The sequence below is a fragment of the Pararhizobium sp. LjRoot238 genome (assembly GCF_964252955.1).
Classification (GTDB): Bacteria; Pseudomonadota; Alphaproteobacteria; order Rhizobiales; family Rhizobiaceae; genus Pararhizobium.
In genome coordinates, this window is the sequence record NZ_CAXUPP020000002.1 from 122,388 (window position 1) to 144,101 (window position 21,714).

At 59.7% G+C, this 21,714-nt stretch carries 20 protein-coding genes and 1 pseudogene; 12 read left to right on the forward strand and 9 right to left on the reverse strand.

From position 1 onward, the window contains the following. Positions 1-5: 5 nt before the first annotated feature. Positions 6-710 (forward strand): TetR/AcrR family transcriptional regulator, encoded by a 705-nt coding sequence (locus ACSQ3F_RS21580; RefSeq protein ID WP_436102316.1) that lies wholly within the window; start codon positions 6-8, stop codon positions 708-710. A gap of 124 nt (positions 711-834) precedes the next feature. On the opposite strand, the gene ACSQ3F_RS21585 is transcribed toward ACSQ3F_RS21580, so the two are convergent. Then, positions 835-1,914, reverse strand: a complete 1,080-nt coding sequence (locus ACSQ3F_RS21585) for an IS630 family transposase (RefSeq protein ID WP_436102317.1) — start codon at positions 1,912-1,914, stop codon at positions 835-837. A gap of 164 nt (positions 1,915-2,078) precedes the next feature. Further along, a complete protein-coding gene (locus ACSQ3F_RS21590; protein ID WP_436102817.1) occupies positions 2,079-2,657 on the reverse strand; it encodes a Tn3 family transposase in 579 nt (192 codons plus the stop codon). 357 nt (positions 2,658-3,014) lie between these two features. Here ACSQ3F_RS21590 and ACSQ3F_RS21595 point away from each other — a divergent pair, with 357 nt between their 5' ends. Then, positions 3,015-3,839, forward strand: coding sequence for a transglutaminase-like domain-containing protein (locus ACSQ3F_RS21595; RefSeq protein WP_436102318.1), 825 nt, complete (start codon positions 3,015-3,017; stop codon positions 3,837-3,839). A 104-nt stretch (positions 3,840-3,943) separates the two neighbouring features. Here ACSQ3F_RS21595 and ACSQ3F_RS21600 read toward each other — a convergent pair whose 3' ends face one another. After that, positions 3,944-4,882, reverse strand: a complete 939-nt coding sequence (locus ACSQ3F_RS21600; RefSeq protein ID WP_436102818.1) for a transglutaminase family protein — start codon at positions 4,880-4,882, stop codon at positions 3,944-3,946. 361 nt (positions 4,883-5,243) lie between these two features. After that, the gene (locus ACSQ3F_RS21605; protein ID WP_436102319.1) at positions 5,244-5,393 is read right to left on the reverse strand and encodes a hypothetical protein; all 150 of its coding nucleotides are present in this window, start codon (positions 5,391-5,393) and stop codon (positions 5,244-5,246) included. A gap of 67 nt (positions 5,394-5,460) precedes the next feature. On the opposite strand from ACSQ3F_RS21605, the gene ACSQ3F_RS21610 reads away from it, so the two are divergent. From ACSQ3F_RS21610 to ACSQ3F_RS21640, 7 genes are all read left to right on the forward strand, one after another. After that, positions 5,461-6,384, forward strand: coding sequence for a LysR family transcriptional regulator (locus ACSQ3F_RS21610; RefSeq protein ID WP_436102320.1), 924 nt, complete (start codon positions 5,461-5,463; stop codon positions 6,382-6,384). A 182-nt stretch (positions 6,385-6,566) separates the two neighbouring features. Then, positions 6,567-8,090 (forward strand): ABC transporter substrate-binding protein, encoded by a 1,524-nt coding sequence (locus ACSQ3F_RS21615; protein WP_436102321.1) that lies wholly within the window; start codon positions 6,567-6,569, stop codon positions 8,088-8,090. Between the two features lie 128 nt (positions 8,091-8,218). Then, a complete protein-coding gene (locus tag ACSQ3F_RS21620) occupies positions 8,219-9,169 on the forward strand; it encodes an ABC transporter permease (RefSeq protein WP_436102322.1) in 951 nt (316 codons plus the stop codon). Further along, positions 9,166-10,035, forward strand: a complete 870-nt coding sequence (locus ACSQ3F_RS21625) for an ABC transporter permease (RefSeq protein ID WP_436102323.1) — start codon at positions 9,166-9,168, stop codon at positions 10,033-10,035. Before ACSQ3F_RS21620 ends, ACSQ3F_RS21625 begins: the two co-directional genes overlap by 4 nt. Then, complete coding sequence (locus ACSQ3F_RS21630) at positions 10,032-11,015, forward strand: ABC transporter ATP-binding protein (RefSeq protein ID WP_436102324.1); 984 nt, start codon at positions 10,032-10,034, stop codon at positions 11,013-11,015. Before ACSQ3F_RS21625 ends, ACSQ3F_RS21630 begins: the two co-directional genes overlap by 4 nt. Further along, positions 11,012-12,016, forward strand: coding sequence for an ABC transporter ATP-binding protein (locus tag ACSQ3F_RS21635; protein WP_436102325.1), 1,005 nt, complete (start codon positions 11,012-11,014; stop codon positions 12,014-12,016). The genes ACSQ3F_RS21630 and ACSQ3F_RS21635 overlap by 4 nt, the downstream gene beginning before the upstream one ends. A 31-nt stretch (positions 12,017-12,047) precedes the next feature. Beyond that, positions 12,048-13,439 carry an amidase gene (locus tag ACSQ3F_RS21640; RefSeq protein WP_436102326.1) on the forward strand — a complete coding sequence of 464 codons (1,392 nt, stop codon included), beginning with the start codon at positions 12,048-12,050 and terminating at the stop codon, positions 13,437-13,439. Between the two features lie 76 nt (positions 13,440-13,515). On the opposite strand, the pseudogene ACSQ3F_RS21645 reads toward ACSQ3F_RS21640, so the two are convergent. Then, positions 13,516-13,872 (reverse strand): annotated as a pseudogene (locus ACSQ3F_RS21645) (caspase family protein); the annotation flags it as partial. A 535-nt stretch (positions 13,873-14,407) separates the two neighbouring features. On the opposite strand from ACSQ3F_RS21645, the gene ACSQ3F_RS21650 reads away from it, so the two are divergent. After that, positions 14,408-14,857: a cupin domain-containing protein gene (locus tag ACSQ3F_RS21650; protein WP_436102327.1), complete on the forward strand. Its 450-nt coding sequence runs from the start codon at positions 14,408-14,410 to the stop codon at positions 14,855-14,857. 45 nt (positions 14,858-14,902) lie between these two features. After that, positions 14,903-15,187: a helix-turn-helix transcriptional regulator gene (locus tag ACSQ3F_RS21655; protein ID WP_436102328.1), complete on the forward strand. Its 285-nt coding sequence runs from the start codon at positions 14,903-14,905 to the stop codon at positions 15,185-15,187. 492 nt (positions 15,188-15,679) lie between these two features. Here ACSQ3F_RS21655 and ACSQ3F_RS21660 read toward each other — a convergent pair whose 3' ends face one another. From ACSQ3F_RS21660 to iolD, 4 genes are read right to left on the reverse strand one after another with little or no spacing between them, the layout of a single operon-like run. After that, a complete protein-coding gene (locus ACSQ3F_RS21660; protein WP_436102329.1) occupies positions 15,680-16,855 on the reverse strand; it encodes a Gfo/Idh/MocA family protein in 1,176 nt (391 codons plus the stop codon). Positions 16,856-16,863: 8 nt separating this feature from the next. Further along, entirely contained in the window at positions 16,864-17,919 is a 1,056-nt protein-coding gene (locus ACSQ3F_RS21665) for a sugar phosphate isomerase/epimerase family protein (RefSeq protein ID WP_436102330.1), read from the reverse strand. Between the two features lie 10 nt (positions 17,920-17,929). Then, complete coding sequence (locus tag ACSQ3F_RS21670) at positions 17,930-18,748, reverse strand: SDR family oxidoreductase (protein WP_436102331.1); 819 nt, start codon at positions 18,746-18,748, stop codon at positions 17,930-17,932. A 1-nt stretch (position 18,749) separates the two neighbouring features. Then, positions 18,750-20,600, reverse strand: coding sequence for a 3D-(3,5/4)-trihydroxycyclohexane-1,2-dione acylhydrolase (decyclizing) (gene iolD / locus ACSQ3F_RS21675; protein WP_436102332.1), 1,851 nt, complete (start codon positions 20,598-20,600; stop codon positions 18,750-18,752). Between the two features lie 102 nt (positions 20,601-20,702). Between iolD and iolG the strand changes: the two genes are divergently transcribed. Then, on the forward strand, positions 20,703-21,713 hold the full coding sequence (gene iolG / locus ACSQ3F_RS21680; protein WP_436102819.1) for an inositol 2-dehydrogenase: 1,011 nt from the start codon (positions 20,703-20,705) through the stop codon (positions 21,711-21,713). The last annotated feature ends 1 nt before the right edge of the window (position 21,714 follow it).

Consider the following 21,714-nt stretch of genomic DNA (forward strand, 5'->3'; position numbering starts at 1 on the left):
CTGGTATGGTGTGTCGATCGCATCGACCGGAGCAACTTGTGCCAAGCAGTAAACATAGCCGTACCGTTGAAGACAAAGCTGCCAGCCGGTTGGCTCGCCAGGAACGCCGTCGCGCGAGGTCGAGAGAAGAAATACTCGATGCGGCACGCAAAGTGCTACTCAGGAGCGGCGTTGCGGCCATGACGCTTGAGGCCGTCGCAAGCGAGGCTGGAATTTCGAAGACAGGGCTGTATTACTATTTCAGCTCCAAGGACGTTTTGGTTTTCGAACTTGTATTCAGCACGCTTGAAGGCCACGCACAGGCAGTGCAAGCCGCCGTTGCAAACGCAGAGACCGGCGGCGAGGCGCTTGGGGCGATCGTGCGTGAGACGGTACACGCTTTCACTGCGCAAATGGACGACTTCCGCCTGGCATTCATGTTCGGCCAGGTTGCGGGATCGGCAGGCATTCAATGGTCGGCAGAACAGTTCGCCCGTATTCGCCCGCTCAACGCGATGATCTTTAGTGGAGCGGTTGCGCTGATCGAAAAGGGACAGGCCGTCGGCGGGAAAATCGAACCAAGGCTCCTCGCATTCCTTGCGTATCTATCGGCAATTGGTCTGCTCACCATGAAGGGAATGGTCGAAGCACAGGGTGACCCGTTGGTCTACAGTGATGAGAATCTCATCAACGGTTTCACAAAATTATTCGCGGCCGTGGACGGCAGCTAAAGTCAAGCATCGATAATTCGGCACTGAACGCGAGTGCTGGCCGCAATTGGCGCATTTGAGACGTCGCCCCGAAATTCGGAAGACGGGTCACCGGTTCTATTCCGCTCAAGGTGATTACGACTACCTAGTGTTGTGACTCTAACGCCTGTCGCCCGCGGGCGACCTTTTCAAGAATGTCGGTAGCGGATTTGGTCCAAACGAAAGGCTTTGGATCGGCGTTGTGATGATCGAGATAGTCTTGAATTGCAGCTTCGAGCTCGGCGACACTCTTGAATACGCCACACCGGATGCGATCGCCTGTGATCAAGCCGAAGAAGCGTTCGACCTGATTGAGCCAGGACGCCGAAGTGGGGGTGAAATGCATATGGAAGCGAGGGTGTTTGGCCAGCCAGGCTTTGACCGCCGGGTGTTTATGGGTGGCATAGTTGTCGGCGATCAGGTGCAGGTCGAAGCCCTTGGGCGTGCTGCGGTCGATGAGCCGAAGGAATTTAAGCCATTCCTGGTGACGATGACGTTTCATGCATTCGCCGATCACCCTGCCGGTCGCGACATCGAGGGCGGCAAACAGTGTCGTCGTGCCATGCCGCTTATAGTCATGGGTCATCGTTCCCGCCCGACCCTTCTTCATCGGCAGGCCCGGTTGGGTGCGGTCCAGCGCCTGGATCTGACTCTTCTCGTCGACCGAAAACACCAGAGCCCGGTCCGGCGGATCAAGATAGAGACCGACGACGTCCGTCACCTTCTCGACGAACCGCTTGTCGTTCGACAGTTTGAACGTCTTGGTCAAATGGGGCTTGAGCCCATGTGCCGCCCAGATGCGCTGTACGCTGGTGTGGCTCAGACCAACCGCCTTGGCGAGCGAGCGCGCGCTCCATTGCGTGGCCGCCGGTGGCTTTTCTCGCAGCGTCATCTCGATCACACGCGCAATGACTTCGGCGCTCAACGGCTTCTTACGGCCAGGCCGGGTCGCGTCGCGCGCAAGCCCATCGACACCCTGCTCAAGATAACGATCGCGCCAGCGATAGGCCGTCTTCTTGGTCTTGCCCAGCGTCCGCACAATCGATGCCAGACTCGACGCGTCCGCCCACATCAGCACGATCCGCGCCCGCCAAACCAGCTTCTGCGGCGTGTTCCGGGCCGCCACCCAACCTTCCAGCCGCACCCGATCCTCGGGCGACAGCAACAACTTCTTGTCCGTGTCCATGGACCCAGACTCGCATATTTGCCAGCCGCAGGGAATCCTTCCGTTAATTCCAGAACACTAGGGTCCGTCCCCGCAAAGGTACAGATTGCGACATAGGATTTCGGCCAAGACATTGACGTGTTGGCTTATTTTAGGTTTTTTGTTCCCCCGTTAGCGGCCTGGTTTCAAGGGTTGTTTTTCAGGGGGAGGATTCCGAAGCTGTCTGCGAGTTTTTTGTCGGAGAAATCGTATTCTCCGAGCATGTTGATGTGCGCCCACGACTGCGGCGAGTGGGCCTTGATGGTTTTCATCATTTCGGTGTGCGTTTCGGGATCGGCCGCCCGTAGCTTCGTTTCGAGATAGAGATAATTCCAGCAGATTATGGCGTTCTTGATCAGGCGGTTGCAGGCTTCGGCCACCTGCTGGTCTTCCTGCAGGGCGAAGATGAACTCGCGTGGGCTGCCAACGGCCACCGCGCGGGTAAATCGGTTGGCCAGTTCGACCTTGTTGAGCATGGCTTCGATGTCCATTCGCAGATCGACACTGTCGATGTAGCGCAGGATGAACAGGGTTTTGACGATGCGGCCGAACGCCTTGAGTGCCGTGTATAGACTGTTCTGCCTGGAGTAGGAATTGAGCCGTCGGAAAATGTCCGACGCCGTGGTTTCCTTGAGTTTGATGGTCACCATGAGCCGCAGGATTTCCTCCCAATGGGCGCGGATGATCGACTTCCTCGCTGAGCAGATTGGTGGTATCCGGGGGATCGAGAAGCCGCGGCCGGAGCGTTAGCCGGCGAGCCTCAGTTCCGTGTCGACGGGGGTGCATGCAACGTCCCCAGCGCCAAGGGGAACTAGAGATCCTTAACGCAAAGCAGGCAAGCGCCAGTTATCTACGGGTCCGAGGTTCGCATCTCATCGCTTGTGATTTTGAGTCAGATTGTCCCTTTCGATGCGCAATCGAATTGTTGATTGCAGCGGTAAACCACTATGCTCGCAATCGCCATTCGGTGTTTGAAGTATGCCCTCCGGTACCCTAAGGTGAAACTTCGAGTTTGAACCCCTTGGTCGATGGAAAGCGCCCCGTCTGCTGTACAAGCGAGCGCGATGAGGGAGTGTTTCCAAATGCTTATTCGTTACGGCTACGATATTACGATGACATGCAGCCAATCGACCCCGATGCTGTCTCTGTTGACGCCACGCCGTGAACGTGCCGCTGACGTGCGGTCGCCGGACGTTGTTCTAACCAACCCTGAAGTCGCGACGTCCACATATCTGGATCTGTTCGGCAATGTTTGCCGCCGTTTTATGGCGCCGGCAGGTGATTTTCAGATCTGGGGTGACGGGACGATGGAAGACAGCGGTCTGCACGATCCTGTCTTCTGGGACGCTCAGGAGGTGCCCGTGGCAGCCTTGCCCGACGACTGCCTCGTCTACCTGATGGGGAGCCGTTATTGTGAAACTGACAAGCTAAGCCAGATCGCGTGGGACAATTTCGGAAACCTCGCGCCGGGATGGGGACGCGTCCAGTCGATCTGCGATTTTGTCCACCGGCACATCACCTTCGGCTACAAGGATGCGCGATCGACACGAACAGCGCTGGAGGCTTACGACGAAGGCATCGGCGTATGCAGAGATTATGCCCATCTTGCCATCGCGTTATGCCGCTGCATGAACATTCCCGCCCGTTATATCAACGGTCACCTCGGTGATATCGGGGTTCCGATCCTTGACCCAATGGATTTCAGCGCCTGGATCGAAGTCTATCTTGGCGGTCAATGGATGACGTTCGATCCGCGCAACAACGTGCCCCGCATCGGCCGGATCGTTGTTGCATGCGGTAGAGACGCCGCGGACGTTCCGCTCATCAATTCCTTCGGCCCTCATGTGCTGAAGTCATTCCGCGTCTGGACATACGACGTGACCAATCTGGAGCAGGCCACTTTCTGATGTGGGGCGCCCCCAGCGATCTGTCGGTTGTGCGTAGATCTCAAAACTGGCCGTGCGACGGCCAACAGATGCGGTCCATTCTCGCTATTTTCGATAGGCTATCGTCAAAGGCTCATTGCCATAAGCGGCTCTGAGCGCTGCAACCTCTCCTGGTCGAACGCGATCGCTGCGCTTTCCGTTGTGACGTTCACCTGAACGGACATTCCCTCATAATCCGACGCGTCACCATTGTAGCTACCCGTTAGCGGAATGGCCTGGCGGGAATTGCGAGCAACGGCAACGCGGATCAGGTCACGATTGCCGACAATGCCGTTGGTGGGATCGAACTCGACCCAGCCGGCTCCTGGAAGGTAGACCTGACACCAGGCATGGGTGGAGCCGCCGCCGAGTGTTGTCGATCCGTCGCGATCGGGGACATAGATATAGCCGGTAACGAAACGAGCAGCGAGACCCAGCGATCGTGCCGCTTCCATCATCAGCAATGCAAAATCCCGGCATGTTCCCCGTCGTAGCTGCAGGGTCTGGATTGGTGTCTGCGTCCCATGTTCCAGCCGGCGGTAATAGGAGAAACTTTCGTGGATCGCAAAGCAAAGCGTCATCAGCAAGCGACCGGTTTCCGTCGGCTGGCCAATCCTAACGAACTGCCGCGCCCAGCGCCCTACCTGATCGCCCGGATCGGCGTGCTGGCGTTCGATTGTCTGCCTGATATCGGGCAATTCATCGGGATCGTACGCAAAAGGATAGGTCCGAGCCTCATCGTCGATCTGAAGATCGAGGGCGACTTGCGATGTATGATCGAGGCGGATGTGGCTTTCAAACCGCAAGGCGCGAGCCGGGTGTGCGAATCCCACCAGAGCGACGCAGTTGCCGAAGACATCATGGATCCAGCGAACATAAGCCGGCGCCGGATCAACGGCCAAGGTTGCGCTGAGAAGCCGTTGGTCGAAGCTATCCCGTGGACGAAACATCAAACGATGTTCAGCAAACTCCACAGGCCGCTTGTAGTGATATTCGGTGATGTGCCTCACGGAGAAAATAGTCATCGAGAAAGGTTCTTTACACATGGCTCGCGTCCGCAAACGTGTGATGCGGCTAGGTTTATACGTCGCTAAAAACCCCGACCGGGCTTTGATACCACTTTTTAATACCCGGCACATCAACGCCCTTCTTAAAAAGGTTTTTCAGCCTACCTCCACAAATGCTGGACAAGCGCGGCATCGTCGGTGGCTCCGGCTGTTTGTACTCCTCCGCCCTCATCCGCCGGGTCAGTTAGCCTGATGCGCCTTGGGCCATTGCACAACATCCTCAGCCTGAACCCATATTGTGTCTTCCTCGCCAGCGCGGCCGTGCTCAAGCTTGTAAGACGCGACTTTGCCAAACGTTTCCGCGTACTCTCTCGACCGCTCAAACTGAGCTTTCAGGGGGCGAAGCAATATCCTTAAGGGCTTCGCGCGTGACGATCACAAGCCAGTTGGCTGTCTCGTCATACATCGGAATATGGCCGTTTTCATCCGCGATGAACGCTGGCATGTCTGGTCGCAGGGAAAGTGGCATTGTTTCTCCTGAAGCTTCGGTACAAAGGTGCTGATCCTCGTTCACTCTTCTTGATGGAATCCGCTCCATGCAAATCCGCGCGCTTATCTATTTTGACGAACTGGTTCGCACCAACTCAATGCGGGCGGCGGCTGAAAACCTGCATGTCGCGCCCACCGCCATCAGCCGTCAGATAGAGAACCTCGAATATTACTTCGGCACGTCGCTGATTGAGCGGAGCGCCCGCGGCGTCACGCTTACCGCGGCAGGGGAGCTTCTTGCCGCGCGTGCCGCCCGCACCCTGCGCGAGCTCGACCATGTACGCCAGCTCATGGACGATCTCAAGGGATTGCAGCGCGGTGGAGTAACGGTGTTTGCAAGCGGTGCCGTTGTTGCAAACCTACTCGCGCCGGCACTCGCCGATTTCAGCCTGCTCTATCCCAAGGTTCGCTTCGAGGTAATAATAGCCAGCGCCTACCGCTCCATCGAGGCGGTGAGCAATGCGGAAGCCGATATTGCTGTCACGCTGTTTGCGCCACCGCTCGCAGGCAGCAAGGTCAGGCTGCGGTCGGAGGTAACCTACGACGTCATTGCCGCTGCCGACCATCCGGCTGCGCGCCACAGCGAAATCTCGCTTCGCGCACTTGCACCATACCCCCTTGCCGTTCCGGACCAAAGCTTCGGCGCGCGTCAGGCTTTTGACGCGCTATTTGCCCGCGAAGGGCTGACACTCGATCCGATCTTCATCACCAACTCGCTTGAAATGCAGAAGGAACTCGTCCTGCGTGGCGCGGCCATCACGCTGCTGCCGGCGCTGGCGGTTTCAAGGGAGTGTCAGGCCGGGCAGCTCGTTGCGGTGCCCGTTGCAGGCAGCAAGGGGGTGCGAACACCCCTGGATCTCTGTGTTGCCCCTGACCGGCAGTTGTCGTTTGCCGCCGCCAAGCTCCTGGACTTCATTGAGCGCTTCATGCGCGAAACAATGGGGCATACGATCGGGACCCGAAGGGGTTAGACGAGAGACTGGCCGCCCGTTCACAAATCGAGGGCGACATAACGGTTGGTGGATCACTTTTCGCTACACTCAGCACACATTTTCGACATTGTGTGCGCGCCGCTAAGCTGACACACTTCCTCCCAAACGGACCAGTCGCGTGAAATTGACCACAGCGACGAGACCGCAACAAGGGGAATATAATGGACCGCATTCAAAGCATAGCGGGTGGTGTGGTCCGCTCAGCCACCTTCGGGTTTGCGCTGTCCGCGGGCCTGCTTTTGGCGGGAGTGACGATCGCAGCAACCAAGACGTCGCTGGTGCTCGGCATGAGCGTCGAGCCTCAGGGGCTTGATCCGACGATCTCCGCGCCGGTCGCCATCGGCCAGGTGACCTGGCAGAATATCTTCGAAGGGCTAGTCGCCATCGACAAGGACGGTAAGGTCGTGCCGCAGCTCGCCAAGAGCTGGGAAATCTCCGAGGATGGTCTGACCTACACCTTCAAACTGCAGCAAGGCGTCAAATTCCATGAGGGCGAAGACTTCGACAGCTCCGTTGCCAAGTTCACCCTCGACCGCGCCCGTGGGCCGGAATCGACCAATGGCCAGAAGCGTTTCTTTGCCGCCATCGACACCATTGACACGCCCGACAAGCAGACGTTGGTTCTGAAACTCAAGGAGCGCAACGGCAGCCTTCTCTATTGGCTCGGCTGGCCCGCCTCCGTGATGGTCGGCACCAAGAGCGCCGCCAATGACAAGACGACACCGATCGGCACCGGCCCGTTCAAGTTCGTCAGCTGGACGAAGGGCGACCGCGTGGAGCTCGCCGCCAATCCCGGCTATTGGAACACGCAGACCAAGGTCGGCCTCGACAAGGTGACGTTCCGCTTCATCGCCGATGCGCAGGCCCAGGCGGCAGCGCTGAAATCCGGCGACGTCGATGCGTTTCCAGAGTTCGCCGCGCCCGAAATGATGGAAGGCTTCAAGGAAGACGCTGAGCTCGTGACCGTGATCGGCAATACGGAGCTCAAAGTCGTTGCAGGCATGAACAACAGCCGCAAGCCCTTTGACGACAAACGTGTTCGCCAGGCGCTGATGATGGCGATCGACCGCTCGACTGTCATCGACGGGGCCTGGTCGGGTCTCGGCACCGCCATTGGTAGCCACTACACTCCCAACGACCGCGGCTATATCGACCTGACCGGCACCTATCCATACGACCCGGAAAAGGCAAAGGCCCTTCTTGCCGAAGCCGGTTACCCTAATGGCTTCACCTTCACGATCAAGACACCACAGATGCCCTATGCGCCGCGTAGCGCCGAAATCATGCAGGCCATGTTTGCCGAGATCGGCGTGACCATGACCATCGAGCCGACCGAATTCCCGGCAAAATGGGTGCAGGACGTCTTCAAGGGGACCGACTACGATATGACCATCGTGGCCCACGCCGAGCCGATGGATATCGATATCTACGCGCGTGATCCCTACTATTTCAACTATAAGAACCCGGCATTTACCGACATTATCAAGAAGATCGAACTGACAACCGACCCCGTTGAACAGGGAAAGCTCTACGGCGAGGCACAGACAATCCTAGCGGATGACGTACCGGCTCTCTTCCTGTTCGTGATGCCGAAACTCGGCGTCTGGAACGCCAAGCTGAAGGGGCTTTGGGAAAACGAGCCAATCCCCTCAAACGTCTTGACCGACGTTCATTGGGAAGATTGAGCGGATGGGGCGACCGGCCTGACGATTGCTCTCGAGCTGACGCCCGCCCGTGACCGCCGATCGGCATCCGTACTCTGCGTTTCCGGCGTAAGCCGGGACCATGAGATGGTTGGACCAAGGACAGTGGAATGATCGTATTGCTTCTGCGCAGGCTTTCGAGCCTTCTGTTGACGTTGCTCGCGGTATCGGCGCTGATCTTCATCGTCATGGATGTGCTGCCCGGAGACCCGGCGGCGATTATGCTTGGCACGTCCGCAAGTCCCGATACGCTCGCGGCGCTCAGGCACGAACTGGGGCTCGACCAGCCGCTGATCATCCGTTATGCGCAGTGGCTTGGCAGCGTCGTCACTGGCGATCTCGGCAACTCCTACACCTACGGCGTTCCGGTCGCGGGCCTCATCGCCGAACGGCTCGCCGTCACCCTGCCGCTCGCGCTCTTTGCCATTGTCCTTTCGGTCGCCATCGCCATTCCGCTCGGCGTCGCCTCGGCCGCCAGACGCAACAGTGCTGTCGACTATGCCGCCGCCTTCGTCTCCCAGCTTTTTATCGCGGTGCCGGGCTTCTGGGTCGGCCTTCTGCTTGTGCTGGTTTTCTCGGTGTCGCTCGGATGGATGCCCTCGGGTGGCTTTCCAGGCTGGCAGGGCGGGTTTGCACCTGCGCTCGGTGCTTTGCTTTTGCCGGCGATCGCCCTTGCGCTTCCCCAGGCAGGCGTTCTCACGCGGGTGACCCGCTCGGCCGTGCTTGAAGTTCTGAACGACGATTTCGTGCGCACGGCACGCGCCAAGGGTCTGCCGCGCCGGGCCGCGCTGTGGCGCCATGCGGTGCCCAATGCGCTTGTTCCCGTGGTCACCATTCTCGGCCTGCAGTTCACCTTCCTGATCGCCGGTGCCGTGCTCGTCGAAAACGTCTTCAACCTCCCGGGCCTCGGACGCCTTGCTTTTCAAGCGCTCACCCAGCGCGACATCATCGTCATGCAGGATGTCGTGCTGTTCTTTGCAGCCCTCGTCATCATCATGAATTTTATCGTCGATCTCTCTTATCTCTATCTCGACCCTCGCCTGAGGGGGCGCAGCCGATGAGTGCCGGAACCGGAACCGTCGAAAAGCTCACGGTGCGCAAGACATCGCTCTTCCTGCGCCGCCCGAACCTCGTCATCGGCGGCACCATCATCGCTGTCCTTGTGATCATTGCCTTCGTCTCGCTGTTCTGGACACCGCTGCCGCCGGGCAAGATGCAGATCATCCACAAGCTGAAGCCGCCGCTGGCCCAGGGCTTGCTCGGCACAGACCATTTTGGCCGCGATGTGCTGTCGATGCTGATGGCGGGAGCCTGGAACTCACTGTCGATCGCGACCATCGCCGTTGCCTTTGGCGCCTCGCTCGGCACATTGCTGGGCGTCACCGCCGCCGCCCGACGCGGTGTGTTCGAAGCGGTGGCGATGCGCGCCAATGACGTGATTTTTGCGTTTCCGCCGATCCTGTCGGCCATGATGCTCGGTGCCCTTCTCGGCACAGGCCGCTTCACCGCCATCATCGCGATCGCCGTGTTCATGGTGCCGGTCTTTTCGCGGGTCACGGTCAGCGCGGCGTCGCAGGTCTGGGCGCGCGACTATGTGCTGGCCGCCCGCGGCGCCGGCAAGGGCGGCGTGCTCATCACCATCGAGCACATACTTCCCAACATCGCCAACCAGATCATCGTCCAGGTGACGATCCAGCTCGGCCTCGCCATCCTGACCGAAGCGGGACTGAGCTTTCTCGGCCTTGGCATGGCCCCTCCCGCTCCAACCTGGGGCCGGATGCTGGCCGACGCCCAGACCTATCTCGGTACGGCGCCATGGCTTGCCGTTCTCCCGGGTGTTGCAATTGCGCTCACCGTGTTCGGTTTCAACATGCTGGGCGATGGTCTGCGCGATCTGCTCGACCCGCGTGAGAAAGGTCGTGCATGACCGAAGCACCGATTCTTTCCGTCGAAAACCTCGCCATCTCCATGCGTCTGCCGACCGGCGGCCAGATGCAGATCCTCACCGATGTCGGCTTTGCGCTCAATGCGGGCGAAACGTTGGGTATCGTTGGGGAATCAGGCTCGGGCAAGTCGCTTCTGTCGCTGGCGGTCATGGGGCTTCTGCCTGGAGCCGCAACGGCCACCGGCCGGATCATGTTCGAAGGTCGCGACCTCCTTGACCTCGACGATGAGACCCTTTGTACCGTTCGCGGCAAACGCATCGGCATGATCTTCCAGGAGCCGATGACGGCGCTCAACCCGGCCATGACGGTCGGCGATCAGATCGCCGAAGGCTTGGTCTGGCACGAGGGCCTGTCATGGAGGGCAGCCCGTGCCGAAGCCGTCGAGCTGCTTGACCGTGTCCGTATTCCCGATGCCAAACGCCGGGCAAAGACCTACCCGCATGAAATGTCGGGTGGCCAGCGCCAGCGGGTCGGTATCGCCATGGCGCTTGCCCTCAAGCCCGCATTGATGATCGCCGACGAACCGACGACCGCCCTTGACGTCACGGTGCAAGCCGAGGTGCTGGATATCCTCGACGATCTCAGGCGCGAATACGGCATGGCGTTGATCCTGGTCAGCCACGACCTCGGCGTCATTGCCCGCATGTGCCGGCGCACCATCGTCATGTATGCCGGCCGGCGCATGGAGGAGGGGCCGACCCGGGAAGTGCTGACCCGGCCGCTGAACCCGTATAGCCGCGGTTTGCTTCGCGCAGTCCCGAAGCGCCGCACCGACGGCGGCAAGCTCGATACCATTCCGGGTTCGGTTCCCGGCTTTGCCAAGCTTCCGCCCGGCTGCTGTTTTTCCGACCGCTGTCCCGAGCGGATTGCGGATTGCCAGAAGGCCGAACCAGTCTGGACGGTTCCCGCCGCCGCCCGCGGGGTTCGCTGCATCCGGGCCATGCAGGAGTTTGCGCGATGAAGAAACGTCCGGTTCTCGATATCCGCTGCCTGACCCGCGACTATGCCGGCAATTCGCTGTTCTCCAAGCCGCATGTCAACCGCGCCCTCGACGACCTGACCATGACGGTGGATGCGGGAACCATCTACGGCATCGTCGGTGAATCCGGCTGCGGCAAGTCCACGCTTGCCAGGATCGTTATGGCGCTCGACCGGCCGACGTCGGGGGAGGTGATCTTCGACGGGGACGAGTTGTTCCGGCTGAACGATAAAGAGTTGAAGCGCAAGCGGCGAGACTTTCAGATGGTGTTCCAGGATCCGTTCGGGTCCCTCAATCCGCGCCATACGATTGGCCGCATCGTCGCGGAACCGCTGCATGTGCTCGAGAGTCGGCCAGGACGCGCCGAGACCCGTGACAAGGTCGCTGCCATGCTCGAAAGCGTCGGCCTGACGGCCGCCCATGCCGAACGCCACCCGCATGAATTTTCCGGTGGCCAGCGCCAGCGCATCGCGATCGCCCGCGCGCTGATCACCGAGCCGAAGCTCGTGGTCGCGGATGAGGCAGTGTCGGCGCTTGATCTGTCGGTCCAGGCACAGGTGCTGAATCTTTTGATGGAACTGCGCGCGACGCGCGGCGTGACCTTCCTCTTCATCACCCACAACCTCGCCGTGGTCGATGCGATCGCCGACACCGTCGGCGTCATGTATCGGGGCCGCATGGTGGAGACGGGCGCCGCCCAAGAGGTATTTGCGAACCCGCTGCACCCCTACACGCAGGTTCTCGCTGAAGCCGAACCAAGCATCGAGAAGTTCGGCCGTCCGGCCACTCAGCAGAAACCCATGCCAGCGATTGCCCACAGCGGCATGGGGTGCAGTTTCCGGGGCCGCTGTCCGATCGCCGCGGCGCGCTGCGCCGTCGAACAGCCGCAGCTTCGCACCCTGTTGCTCGGACGACAAACCGCCTGCCATCGCGCCGAATACCTGCTGCCGTCGGCACAGTCGGCCGAGGCGCTTCGCATCTGAAATGCATCCTCATTTATCCAGAGGCATACCGATGACCGACTTGCTCGATTTTACCATAAAGGACCTTTTGCGCTCGTTCAGGGAAGGCACGCTATCGCCCTCCGAATACTGGCAGGCCGTCGAAGCGCGGATTGCCGCCTTCGAACCCGAGGTCGCCGCTCTCTATGCCTATGATCCGGAAAGCGCCCGCGTGCAGGCGGCCGCATCGACTGAGCGTTGGCAGAAGGGCGAAACACGTGGCCCGCTTGACGGTATTCCCGTTACCCTGAAGGAACTGATCGCCACCAAGGGCACGCCGGTGCCGCTCGGCACCGCGGCCGTGGAGCTGATGCCCGCCGCCGAAGACGCGCCGATTGCCGCTCGCATGCGTGAAGACGGAGCCGTCGTCTTCGCCAAGACCACATGCCCCGACTACGGCATGCTCTCCTCGGGCCTGTCGAGCTTCCATCCGCTGAGCCGCAACCCCTGGAACACCACCCAGAATCCGGGCGGATCGAGTGCGGGGGCGGCCTCTGCCGGCGCCGCTGGCTACGGCCCCTTGCATATCGGCACCGATATCGGAGGCTCCGTCCGGCTTCCGGCCGGCTGGACCGGCCTGTTCGGCTTCAAGCCCAGCCATGGGCGTATCCCGGTCGACCCCTATTTCGTCGGTCGCTGCGCCGGCCCGATGACGCGCACTGTCGAGGACGCCGCCTGGTCGATGTTCACCTTGTCACGACCCGACTGGCGCGATGGCACCAGCCTGCCTCCGAACGACATCGACTGGATGGACCTTGAGATCGATGTGAAAGGCCTGAGGATCGGCGTGATGCTTGACGCCGGCTGCGGCCTTCCGGCAGAACCGGAAATCAAGGCCGCCGTGCTTGCCGCCGCCAAGTGGTTCGAGGAGGCCGGTGCCATCGTCACCGAAGTCGCTCCCGTCTTGACGCGTGACATGCTGGACGGTCTCGACAACTTCTGGCGTGCAAAGTTCTGGGGCGATATTGAGGGTCTGAGCGAAGAGCGCCGCGCCATGATTCTCCCCTATATCTACCAGTGGGCAGCCAAGGGTGCAGTGGTCACGGGCCTTGAAGCCGTTGATGGCTTTCGCCAATCGATCGAAATGCGCAAGGCGGCCGGCAAATTGTTCTGCGAGGTCGATGCGGTGCTATCGCCCACGAATCCGATCGTTTCCTATCCGGCCGATTGGGCATCGCCCACCAATGACCCGGAAAAGCCGTTCGAGCATATTGCCTTTACCGTACCGTGGAACATGTCCGAGCAACCGGCTGCCTCGATCAATTGTGGCTTCTCGGCCTCCGGCATGCCGATCGGCCTGCAGATCGTCGGTCCGCGATTCGCCGACATGCTCGTGTTAAGACTTTCCAAAGCATTCGAGAGCTGGACCGGCGGCGTCAAGGCCTGGCCGCAACCACCATCCTAGCAGAGATCTGAAGAATTCCATTGAAACGATAACCGCGAGCAGGCCGAAATCATGATCGAATTGCCCAACCCTGTGTTCAATGTTGGACAATAGAGTGTAGGGCAGGGACAGGACGTAGCGCGCATCTTTGCGAGAGCGTCTTCCAGTATCCTGACCGGTCGGCGAGAGGGGGCCCGTCGTTCAGCTTAGCAGAGAACATATCTACGGCCCGTGTTTTGACTCCAGGCGCTAACGTCACCAACAAGATGTCGGCTGTCAATGATGACTTGATCCAGGGTGTCTGTGACCAATCGGTCGCTTCGCCGACGCTCTTCGACAATTCGCTGAGCGCGCGCTGGACCGAATAGCCGGGTGTCCCGATCGATTTCACGAAGGCTTCGGTGAACGGGCTCATGCTGCCGGTGCCATCGGTAGCTGTGGCATTGGGAGAGGTCGAATACGGGAGGGCGTTCGACGCTCTGTCAGTCTGGTACTGACGCTAAAATAGCGCCGACTCCTGCTATCGAAAGTTTCGCACGCCTACAGATTTACGCACTCTGCGTACTGAAAATTCGAACGCATAAAAGAAATGCAGGTTTCCTCGCTACGTTTGCCGGTCGTCGGCAAGGCGAAATCCTCTATCTGAGCTAAATCATTATATAATTTAATCAGATAAGCACCCGTCCGGTGAAAGCACAGGAGCGATTGCACGTATTTTATGCAGGTTTTTATCCCGCAACAATTTGCATCACTGCAACTTGCGCACCTTCTTTTTTTTGCTAACTTGGACCTGCGAGTACTTCCGGACGAGACGTCCAGTATCTTGTCGGAATTCCTGGAAATGAACCAACGATCATAATCGTCGTGTCAGAATATATCCACGCTGATTCAATTTCGATTTCTAAAAATATCAATAAAATCAGATGAGCTTTCCATGCTTGGTATACTAGCCGACGACCTGACAAGTGCACTAGACGCCGCCGCACCATTTGCGGAGCGCGGCTTATCTGCCCGCATCAGTCGCGCCGGTCAAGCTTGAAGCCGGGGACTTCTACCTCCTGACCAATGGCGAGGCGTATTGCTCGGCAACCAACCCGGTGCTTGCGCCGCTTGATGGACGATTGATCTTCGATACGCACAAAGATGCAGATGGGGTGGTCCGTTACGGCGACACTGGGGACAAGGTAGTAGCGGCCGGTGGGCGATTTACGTTCGATGACGCCACAAGTGACATCCTGCTTAAGCAGCTTCCACCACTGATTCACATTCCTGCCGCCTCACAGCGTGCCGGTCCTCTTGGGGCTATCCTCGATTTGCTCTCTTACGAGACCAAGACGATCCAACCCGGTTCGGCCATCTCAGCCGGCAGCATCGCAAACGTCGTGCTAGTCCATATCCTTCGCGCGCACCTTGCCACCTCGCCACAGCCGATCGGCTAGCTCGGTGCGATTACTGACGCCCGTGTTGGAGCCGCCCTCACGCTGATGCATGGCGATCTAGCCCGACGCTGGAAGGTCGAAGACCTGGCCCTTGCCGTTGGAATGTCGCGAACGACGTTTACCCAGCGCTTCAAGACACTCGTTGGCTTGCCACCCCTCGACTATCTGATGCGCTGGCGCATGACGGTTGCCGGGACCGAGTTGAGGAAGGGTGACAAAAGCCTTTCCGCAGTTGCCGAGAGCGTCGGCTACGCCTCTGACACCGCATTTAATTCCGCTTTCAAGCGGACGATCGGGCAAAGTCCTGGTCGCTGGCGTAGTGGAAACTAGGGAAGGGGCGATTTCACGCGATGGTGGGGCCAGTTTTCGGCCTGCTGCTCGCCCATCCGGCCGTCAACAGGCATCGTAAACTTAACGTGCCAAGGCCAAGGAAGTGCGATATTTGTTGCGATCAGGCGGCTTGAAGGCGGGCGGCGTTATGTTTGTGCGGCATGCCGGATCATTCACACTGTTTTCGATCGCAGCCGTATAGATGGGAAATGTTGAAGTTTGATTCCTGCACCAAAGTGCGTTGAAAGTGAAGGCGCGGAATTTTCACTGAGATTTGTGTGGGCCGCCGGTTCGAATCCTATCAAAGCAAAGAGGGATCAAGTCATCTACCCAACTGACCGTCTGCAATGGGGCGAGCGAACACGCTCTGGCGGCAATTTGGGCCACCGAGGCGAGCAACGCGGCTTCGGCCGCCGGGGCATGCTACAAGTATCCCAACCACGCCACTCTCGCGCCAGACAGCGTGGGAGAACTGGATACCAGAGATGATTTTCAGACCGCCACTGGCGTGAGCCAGGGCTGATCCAACGCAATAGAACTGTCGACCACCGCGTCCACGAAGGCAACCCCCTTCAATCCGTCGTAGGCTGTCGGAATGTCCCGACCGATTGCAGACGGGTCGCGCCCTTCGCGCTTGGCGCGGATCGCTTCGGCAAATCCTGCATAGAGATTGGCGAACGCCTCCAGATAGCCTTCCGGATGGCCCGGAGGTGTCCTCGTCCGAGCCTTTGCTCCTTCGCTGAGATCGTCGGCTCCGCGTTTGATCGTCTCCGTCCTGCCGTTCAGCCGGGCATGCACGAGTTCATTGGGCTGCTCCTGGAACCAAGTGAGCGACGCTTTTTCGCCGAAGACCCTGAGCCTGACGCCGTTGGATGATCCGAGCGCCACTTGCGAAGACCAAAGAAGACCTCGTGCGCCGCCCTCGTAGCGCAGCATCACATGCGCATTGTCATCGAGGGCGCGTCCTGGAACGAAGGTGGCGAGATCGGCAGTCAGCGACTCCAGTTTCAAGCCCGAGACGAAGCCCGCGAGATGATAGGCGTGCGTGCCGATGTCGCCGATCGAACCACCGCGTCCGTTCTTCTTCGGATCGGTCCTCCAGGCGGCCTGGGCATTCCCTTCGGTTTCGATGGCCGTTGCCATCCATTCAAGCGGGTATTCCACCTGCACGGTTCGGATTTTGCCGAGTTGACCGGTCGCCACCATGTGACGAGCTTCGTGCACCATCGGATATCCGGAGTAAGTGTAGGTCACGCCCATGAACCTGCCGCTGTCACGGACCAGTTGCTCGAGTGAGACGGCGTCCTCCAAGGTCGCGGTCAGCGGCTTCTCGCAGATGACGTCGAAGCCTGCCTCAAGGAAGGCCTTGCTGATGGGGAAGTGGGTGAAGTTCGGCGTGCAGATGGCCACGGCGTCCATCTTGTCCTCGCGGGCAAGTTCGCCTTTTATCATTGCCTTGTATTCGTCGTAAGACCGGGACGGATCAAGCCCTTCGCCAGCAGCGAAGGCGTGGCCCCGTGCCGCATCGACGTCGAAGGCACCAGCAACGAGCTGCCAGGCACCGTCCTGGCGGGCGGCGATGCGATGTATGTTGCCGATATAGGCACCTTGTCCACCACCGATCATGCCGAGCCGGAGCGGTTTTTTCGTCGAACTATTGGATGTCATGTCAAACCTCAGTCAAGCCCGAGCATCGCCCGGTTGGCAGCCTTGTTCGCGCCGGATTTCACGAAATCGTCGAACGCGCGGTCGGCGACGCGGATAATGTGTTCGCGGATGAACTTCGCGCCTTCGGCCGCACCGTCTTCGGGGTGCTTGATGAAGCATTCCCACTCCAGTGTGGCCCAGCCGTCGAAATCGTATGTCGCAAGCTTGGTGAACACCGCCCCGAAATCCACCTGGCCATCGCCGAGGGACCGGAACCGTCCTGCCCGCTTGGACCACGGCTGGAAGCCACCGTATGCCCCGGTCTTGCCGTTGGGACGGAACTCCGCATCCTTGACATGAAACATCTTGATGCGCTCATGGTAGTGGTCGATGAATTCGAGATAGTCCAACGCCTGCAGCACAAAGTGGCTCGGGTCGTAGAGGATGTTGCACCGCGGGTGGTTGCCCACCCGCTCCAAAAACATTTCGAAGGTCAGCCCGTCATGCACGTCTTCACAGGGATGAATCTCGAAGCACAGGTCGACACCGTGTTCGTTAAAATCGTTGAGAATTGGCAGCCACCGTTTCGCAAGTTCGTCGAAGGCCTCGTCCACCAGACCTTCCGGCCATTGCGGGTAGGGATAGAGATAGGGCCAGAGGAGACTGCCCGTGAAGCTGACGTGGCGATCAATGCCGAGATTGCGCGAGGCGCGCGCCGCAAACCGCATCTGCTCCTCGGCCCATGCCCTGCGGGCGGCTGGATTGTTGTGAACCGCGGCGGGGGCGAAACTGTCCATGATCTTGTCGTGAGCCGGATGGACGGCGACGAGTTGCCCGGTGATGTGCGAGCCTAGTTCCGGCAATTCGAGACCTCGCTCTGCGAGGACGCCTTTGAGGTCGTCGCAGTAGGTCTTGCTTTCGGCCGCCATCTTCATATCGATGAGGCGCGTGTCCCACGTCGGAATCTGCACGCCTGCGAAACCCCTGTCGGCAACCCAGCCCGCAAGGCTCGGAAGCGAATTGTACGGCGCGTCATCAGCCGCGAATTGGGCAAGGTATATTGCTGGTCCCTTCATGGTCTTCATTTTGAGTTCCTCATGCAGAAAGGGCTATGGCCGGCGCCGGGGGACCGCCATCGTAGGCTCCCCAGACCGATTGGTCGAAATGGACGACCGAGCCGGTCATCATGCCGGAGTCGTCCGAGGCGAGAAAGAGAACGGCGCGTGCGACCTCATCGGGAGCCAGGATGCGGCCGAAGGGTTGGGCGGCTGCGGCCTTGGCGAGCCAGTCAGGTTCCGCGCCGTGATATTCGCGCTGAACGCGGTCTTCGCCGTCCGACGCCATCCAGCCGATGTCAAGCTGGTTCACCCGTATCCGGTTGCGCATCAGGGCATAGCCGGAGTTGCGGGTCAGCGTCGCCAGTGCACCTTTGGAGGCGGAGTAGGGTGACAGGAACGGTTGCCCGGCCCGCTCCGACGTCGAACCGATATTCACCATGCTGCCCTTGATGCCGTCGCGGATCATCAGCTTGGCGGCTTCCTGCATCAGGAAGAAGGGCGCGCGCACATTGATTGCGAACATTCGGTTGAACAGGTCGGGTGTTGAGTTCAGAAGGTTTCCGCGATCGGTGAGGCCCGCCGCGTTCACGAGGACGTCGACGCGGCCATACTTGGCATCCGCGTGCGTCACGACAGATCGGCAATCATCCACGTCCTCAAGATCGGCAGCCACAAAGGAAACCGGAACTCCGGTGTCCTCGATAATCGAACGGGCAACGGCGTTACCCTTGTCGCTGTTCCGGCCGCAGGTCACTATGCCCGCAGCGCCGGCCTTGGCGAACAGTCGGGCGATGGCAGCACCAAGCCCTTGGGTGCCGCCCGTCACAACGGCGATCTTTCCGTCGATCCGGTTCATGTCACACTCCCACCCGCTGTTTCCTGCGAATTTCCTCCTGGTGCACCCGTGCGTTCTGCACGGACGCCCGTTCCGACACTTCCGGCACCCCAACGTCCCAATCAGCGTCACCAGGCACCCACGCATAAGCGTCGGTCACGAGGGTGACGACGGTCGTGCGGTCGGTGGTCTGCGCCCATTCCATTGCGGACTTGAGATCGGCAAGGCTTTCGCAGCGACGGGCGAGAGCGCCCATCGATTCGGCGTGTTTGACGAAATCAACCGCGAACGGTTCCTTGACCCGGCAATCCTTTATGAGGTTGTTGAAGCCCGGGACGCCCTTGAATTGCTGGAGGCGGTTGATAACGGCATATCCTCCGTTGTCGCAGACGACGACGATCATCTTGTGGCCCGTCAGCACAGTGGAATAGATGTCGGAATTCATCATCATGTAGGTCCCGTCACCGAGCATGACGATGGGCGTGCCGTCGCCGTTCTTGGCCATGGCATGACCCCATCCTGCGGCGATCTCATAGCCCATGCAGCTGAAACCGAACTCGCAATCGAAGGTGTTCGGATTCTTGACGCGCCAGCCCTTGGTCACTTCGCCGGGCGTGCCGCCCGCGGCCGCAATCAGAGTGTCGTTGGGTTTTGCGCTTTCATTGACGATGGCAACGACCTGGGCGTATGTCGGAATTGGTCCGTTTGTTATTGCCTGATGCTGATCGAGAAGCTTGTTCCAATCAGCGAATAGCGACTTGGCCTTCGCCAGGCGTTCGGCATCCGTCTTCCAATCGCCCAGCGCCGTATCAAGTTCGATCACTGTTTCCAGCGCGTCTCCCACCACGGCCACGGCGCGATGCTTGATGGCGTCATAGCGGGCGGTGTTGATCGAGATGAATTTTGCGTCTCGATCGAAAGCGGTCCACGAACCGGTCGTGAAGTCCTGCAGGCGGGTGCCGATGGCGAGCACGACGTCGGCGTCCTGGGCAAGGGCATTTGCGGAGGTCGAGCCGATGATGCCAATCGGCCCGGCATGCGCGGGATGATCATGAGTGACTGCGCCTTTCCCGGCAATCGTCTCTACAATCGGAATACCGCGCTTGACGGCAAATTCCGCTACCGTCTCTTCGGCCAGCGAATAACGCACACCGCCGCCGGAGATGATGAGCGGCCTCTTCGCGGATTTAAGAAGGGCGACAGCTTCAGCCAGTTTGGCCCGGTCCGGCCGCGGGCGCGGAACCGACCACATGGTCGGCTCGAAGAATGCCACGGGATAGTCGAACGCGACTTCCTGGGCGTCCTGGGCAAGACCGAGGAATGCGGGGCCGCAGTCCGCCGGGTCGAGCATTGCTGCGATCGCCTGAGGCAGGGACGAGACAATCTGCTCGGGCAGGACAATGCGGTCCCAATAACGGGTAACCGCCTTGAAAGCATCGTTGACGGTCACCGTGGGATCGTTGAAGTGCTCGACCTGCTGCATCACGGGGTCCGGAATCCGGTTGGCGAAAACGTCGCCAGCGAGAAGCAGTACGGGCAGACGATTGGCATGAGCCGTCCCGGCTGCGGTGACCATGTTGGCGGCACCGGGTCCGATGGACGTCGCGGCAACCATCAACTGGCGGCGGCGTTTGGCCTTGGCGAATGCAACGGCCGCAAGCGCCATCGACTGCTCATTTTGGCCGCGCCAGGTCGGCAGCTTGTCCTGAACGGCCTCAAGCGCCTCCGACAGGCAAGTGACGTTGCCGTGGCCGAAGATGCCGAACACACCCGCAAAAAGCGGTGCGCGCTCGCCGTCTATCTCCGTGAATTGATTGCATAAATAGCGCACAAGCGCCTGCGCCATCGTCAAGCGCACGGTCTCGCGGGACATCTCGTCTCCTCCCATGGATCATGTTTTCCGGAAGCTACGAAATATTTATTGACAATGCAAGAGTTTCGCAACAAACATTGCAAAAAATGAACAGGGAGGTTCCTGATGTTGAAAATAGCCGTTCTCGGATGCGGTCGAATTGGCCGGATGCATGCCGAGAACATCGCCGCGCATCCACGCGCCAGCCTCGCTGGTGTATTCGATGTTCATCGTCCGGCGGCCGATGACATAGGCTCAAAATTGGGCGCAAGGGTGTTCGCTTCGGCGGATGCCGTCTTTTCCAGTGCGGATGTGGAGGCGGTGCTGATCGCAACGTCGACCCCGACGCATGCGGATTTCCTCGAGCAGGCGGTCGCATCTGGAAAGCCTGTCCTTTGCGAGAAACCGATCGATCTCAGCCTGCAACGGGTTAACGCCTGCGCAAAGGTTATCGGCGGGACGAAGGTCCCGATCATGCTGGGATTCGTCAGAAGGTTCGATCCCGGTCACCGGGCGGCACGAGACGCCATCCGGGCCGGTCAAATCGGCCAATTGCATCAGGTGGTCATCACCTCCCGTGATCCGGGAATGCCTCTGGTTGCCTATACCGAGGCATCCGGCGGTATTTTCCGTGACATGACCATCCACGATTTCGACATGGCGCGCTTCATCCTCGACGACGAAGTCACCGAGGTTTTTGCAACGGGCAGCCGTCTGATCGATCTGGCGCTGATGGAGCGGCTTGGCGATTACGATACGGTTACCGTTGTTTTGAAAACAGCGTCGGGCATGCAGTGCATCATCAACAATTCCCGGCAGGCGGTCTACGGATACGACCAGCGGGTCGAAGCACTCGGCACAATGGGGATGGTGATTTCGGAGAACCGCCGCCCGAACATGACGACCCTGCATGGTGCGGACTTCACCGGCAGGGGTGCGCCTCTCCTTAACTTCTTCATCGACAGATACGCCGAGGCCTTCATGGCCGAGATCGGCGCTTTCGTCGATGCCATCGAGAGCGGCAAGTCACCTGAAATCGGCTTCGAGGACGGTCGCCTGGCGCTTGTGCTCGCCGAGGCGGCTATCAGGTCGGTTGCAGAAGGCCGCTCAGTCAAAACCAGCGAAATCGGGTGAT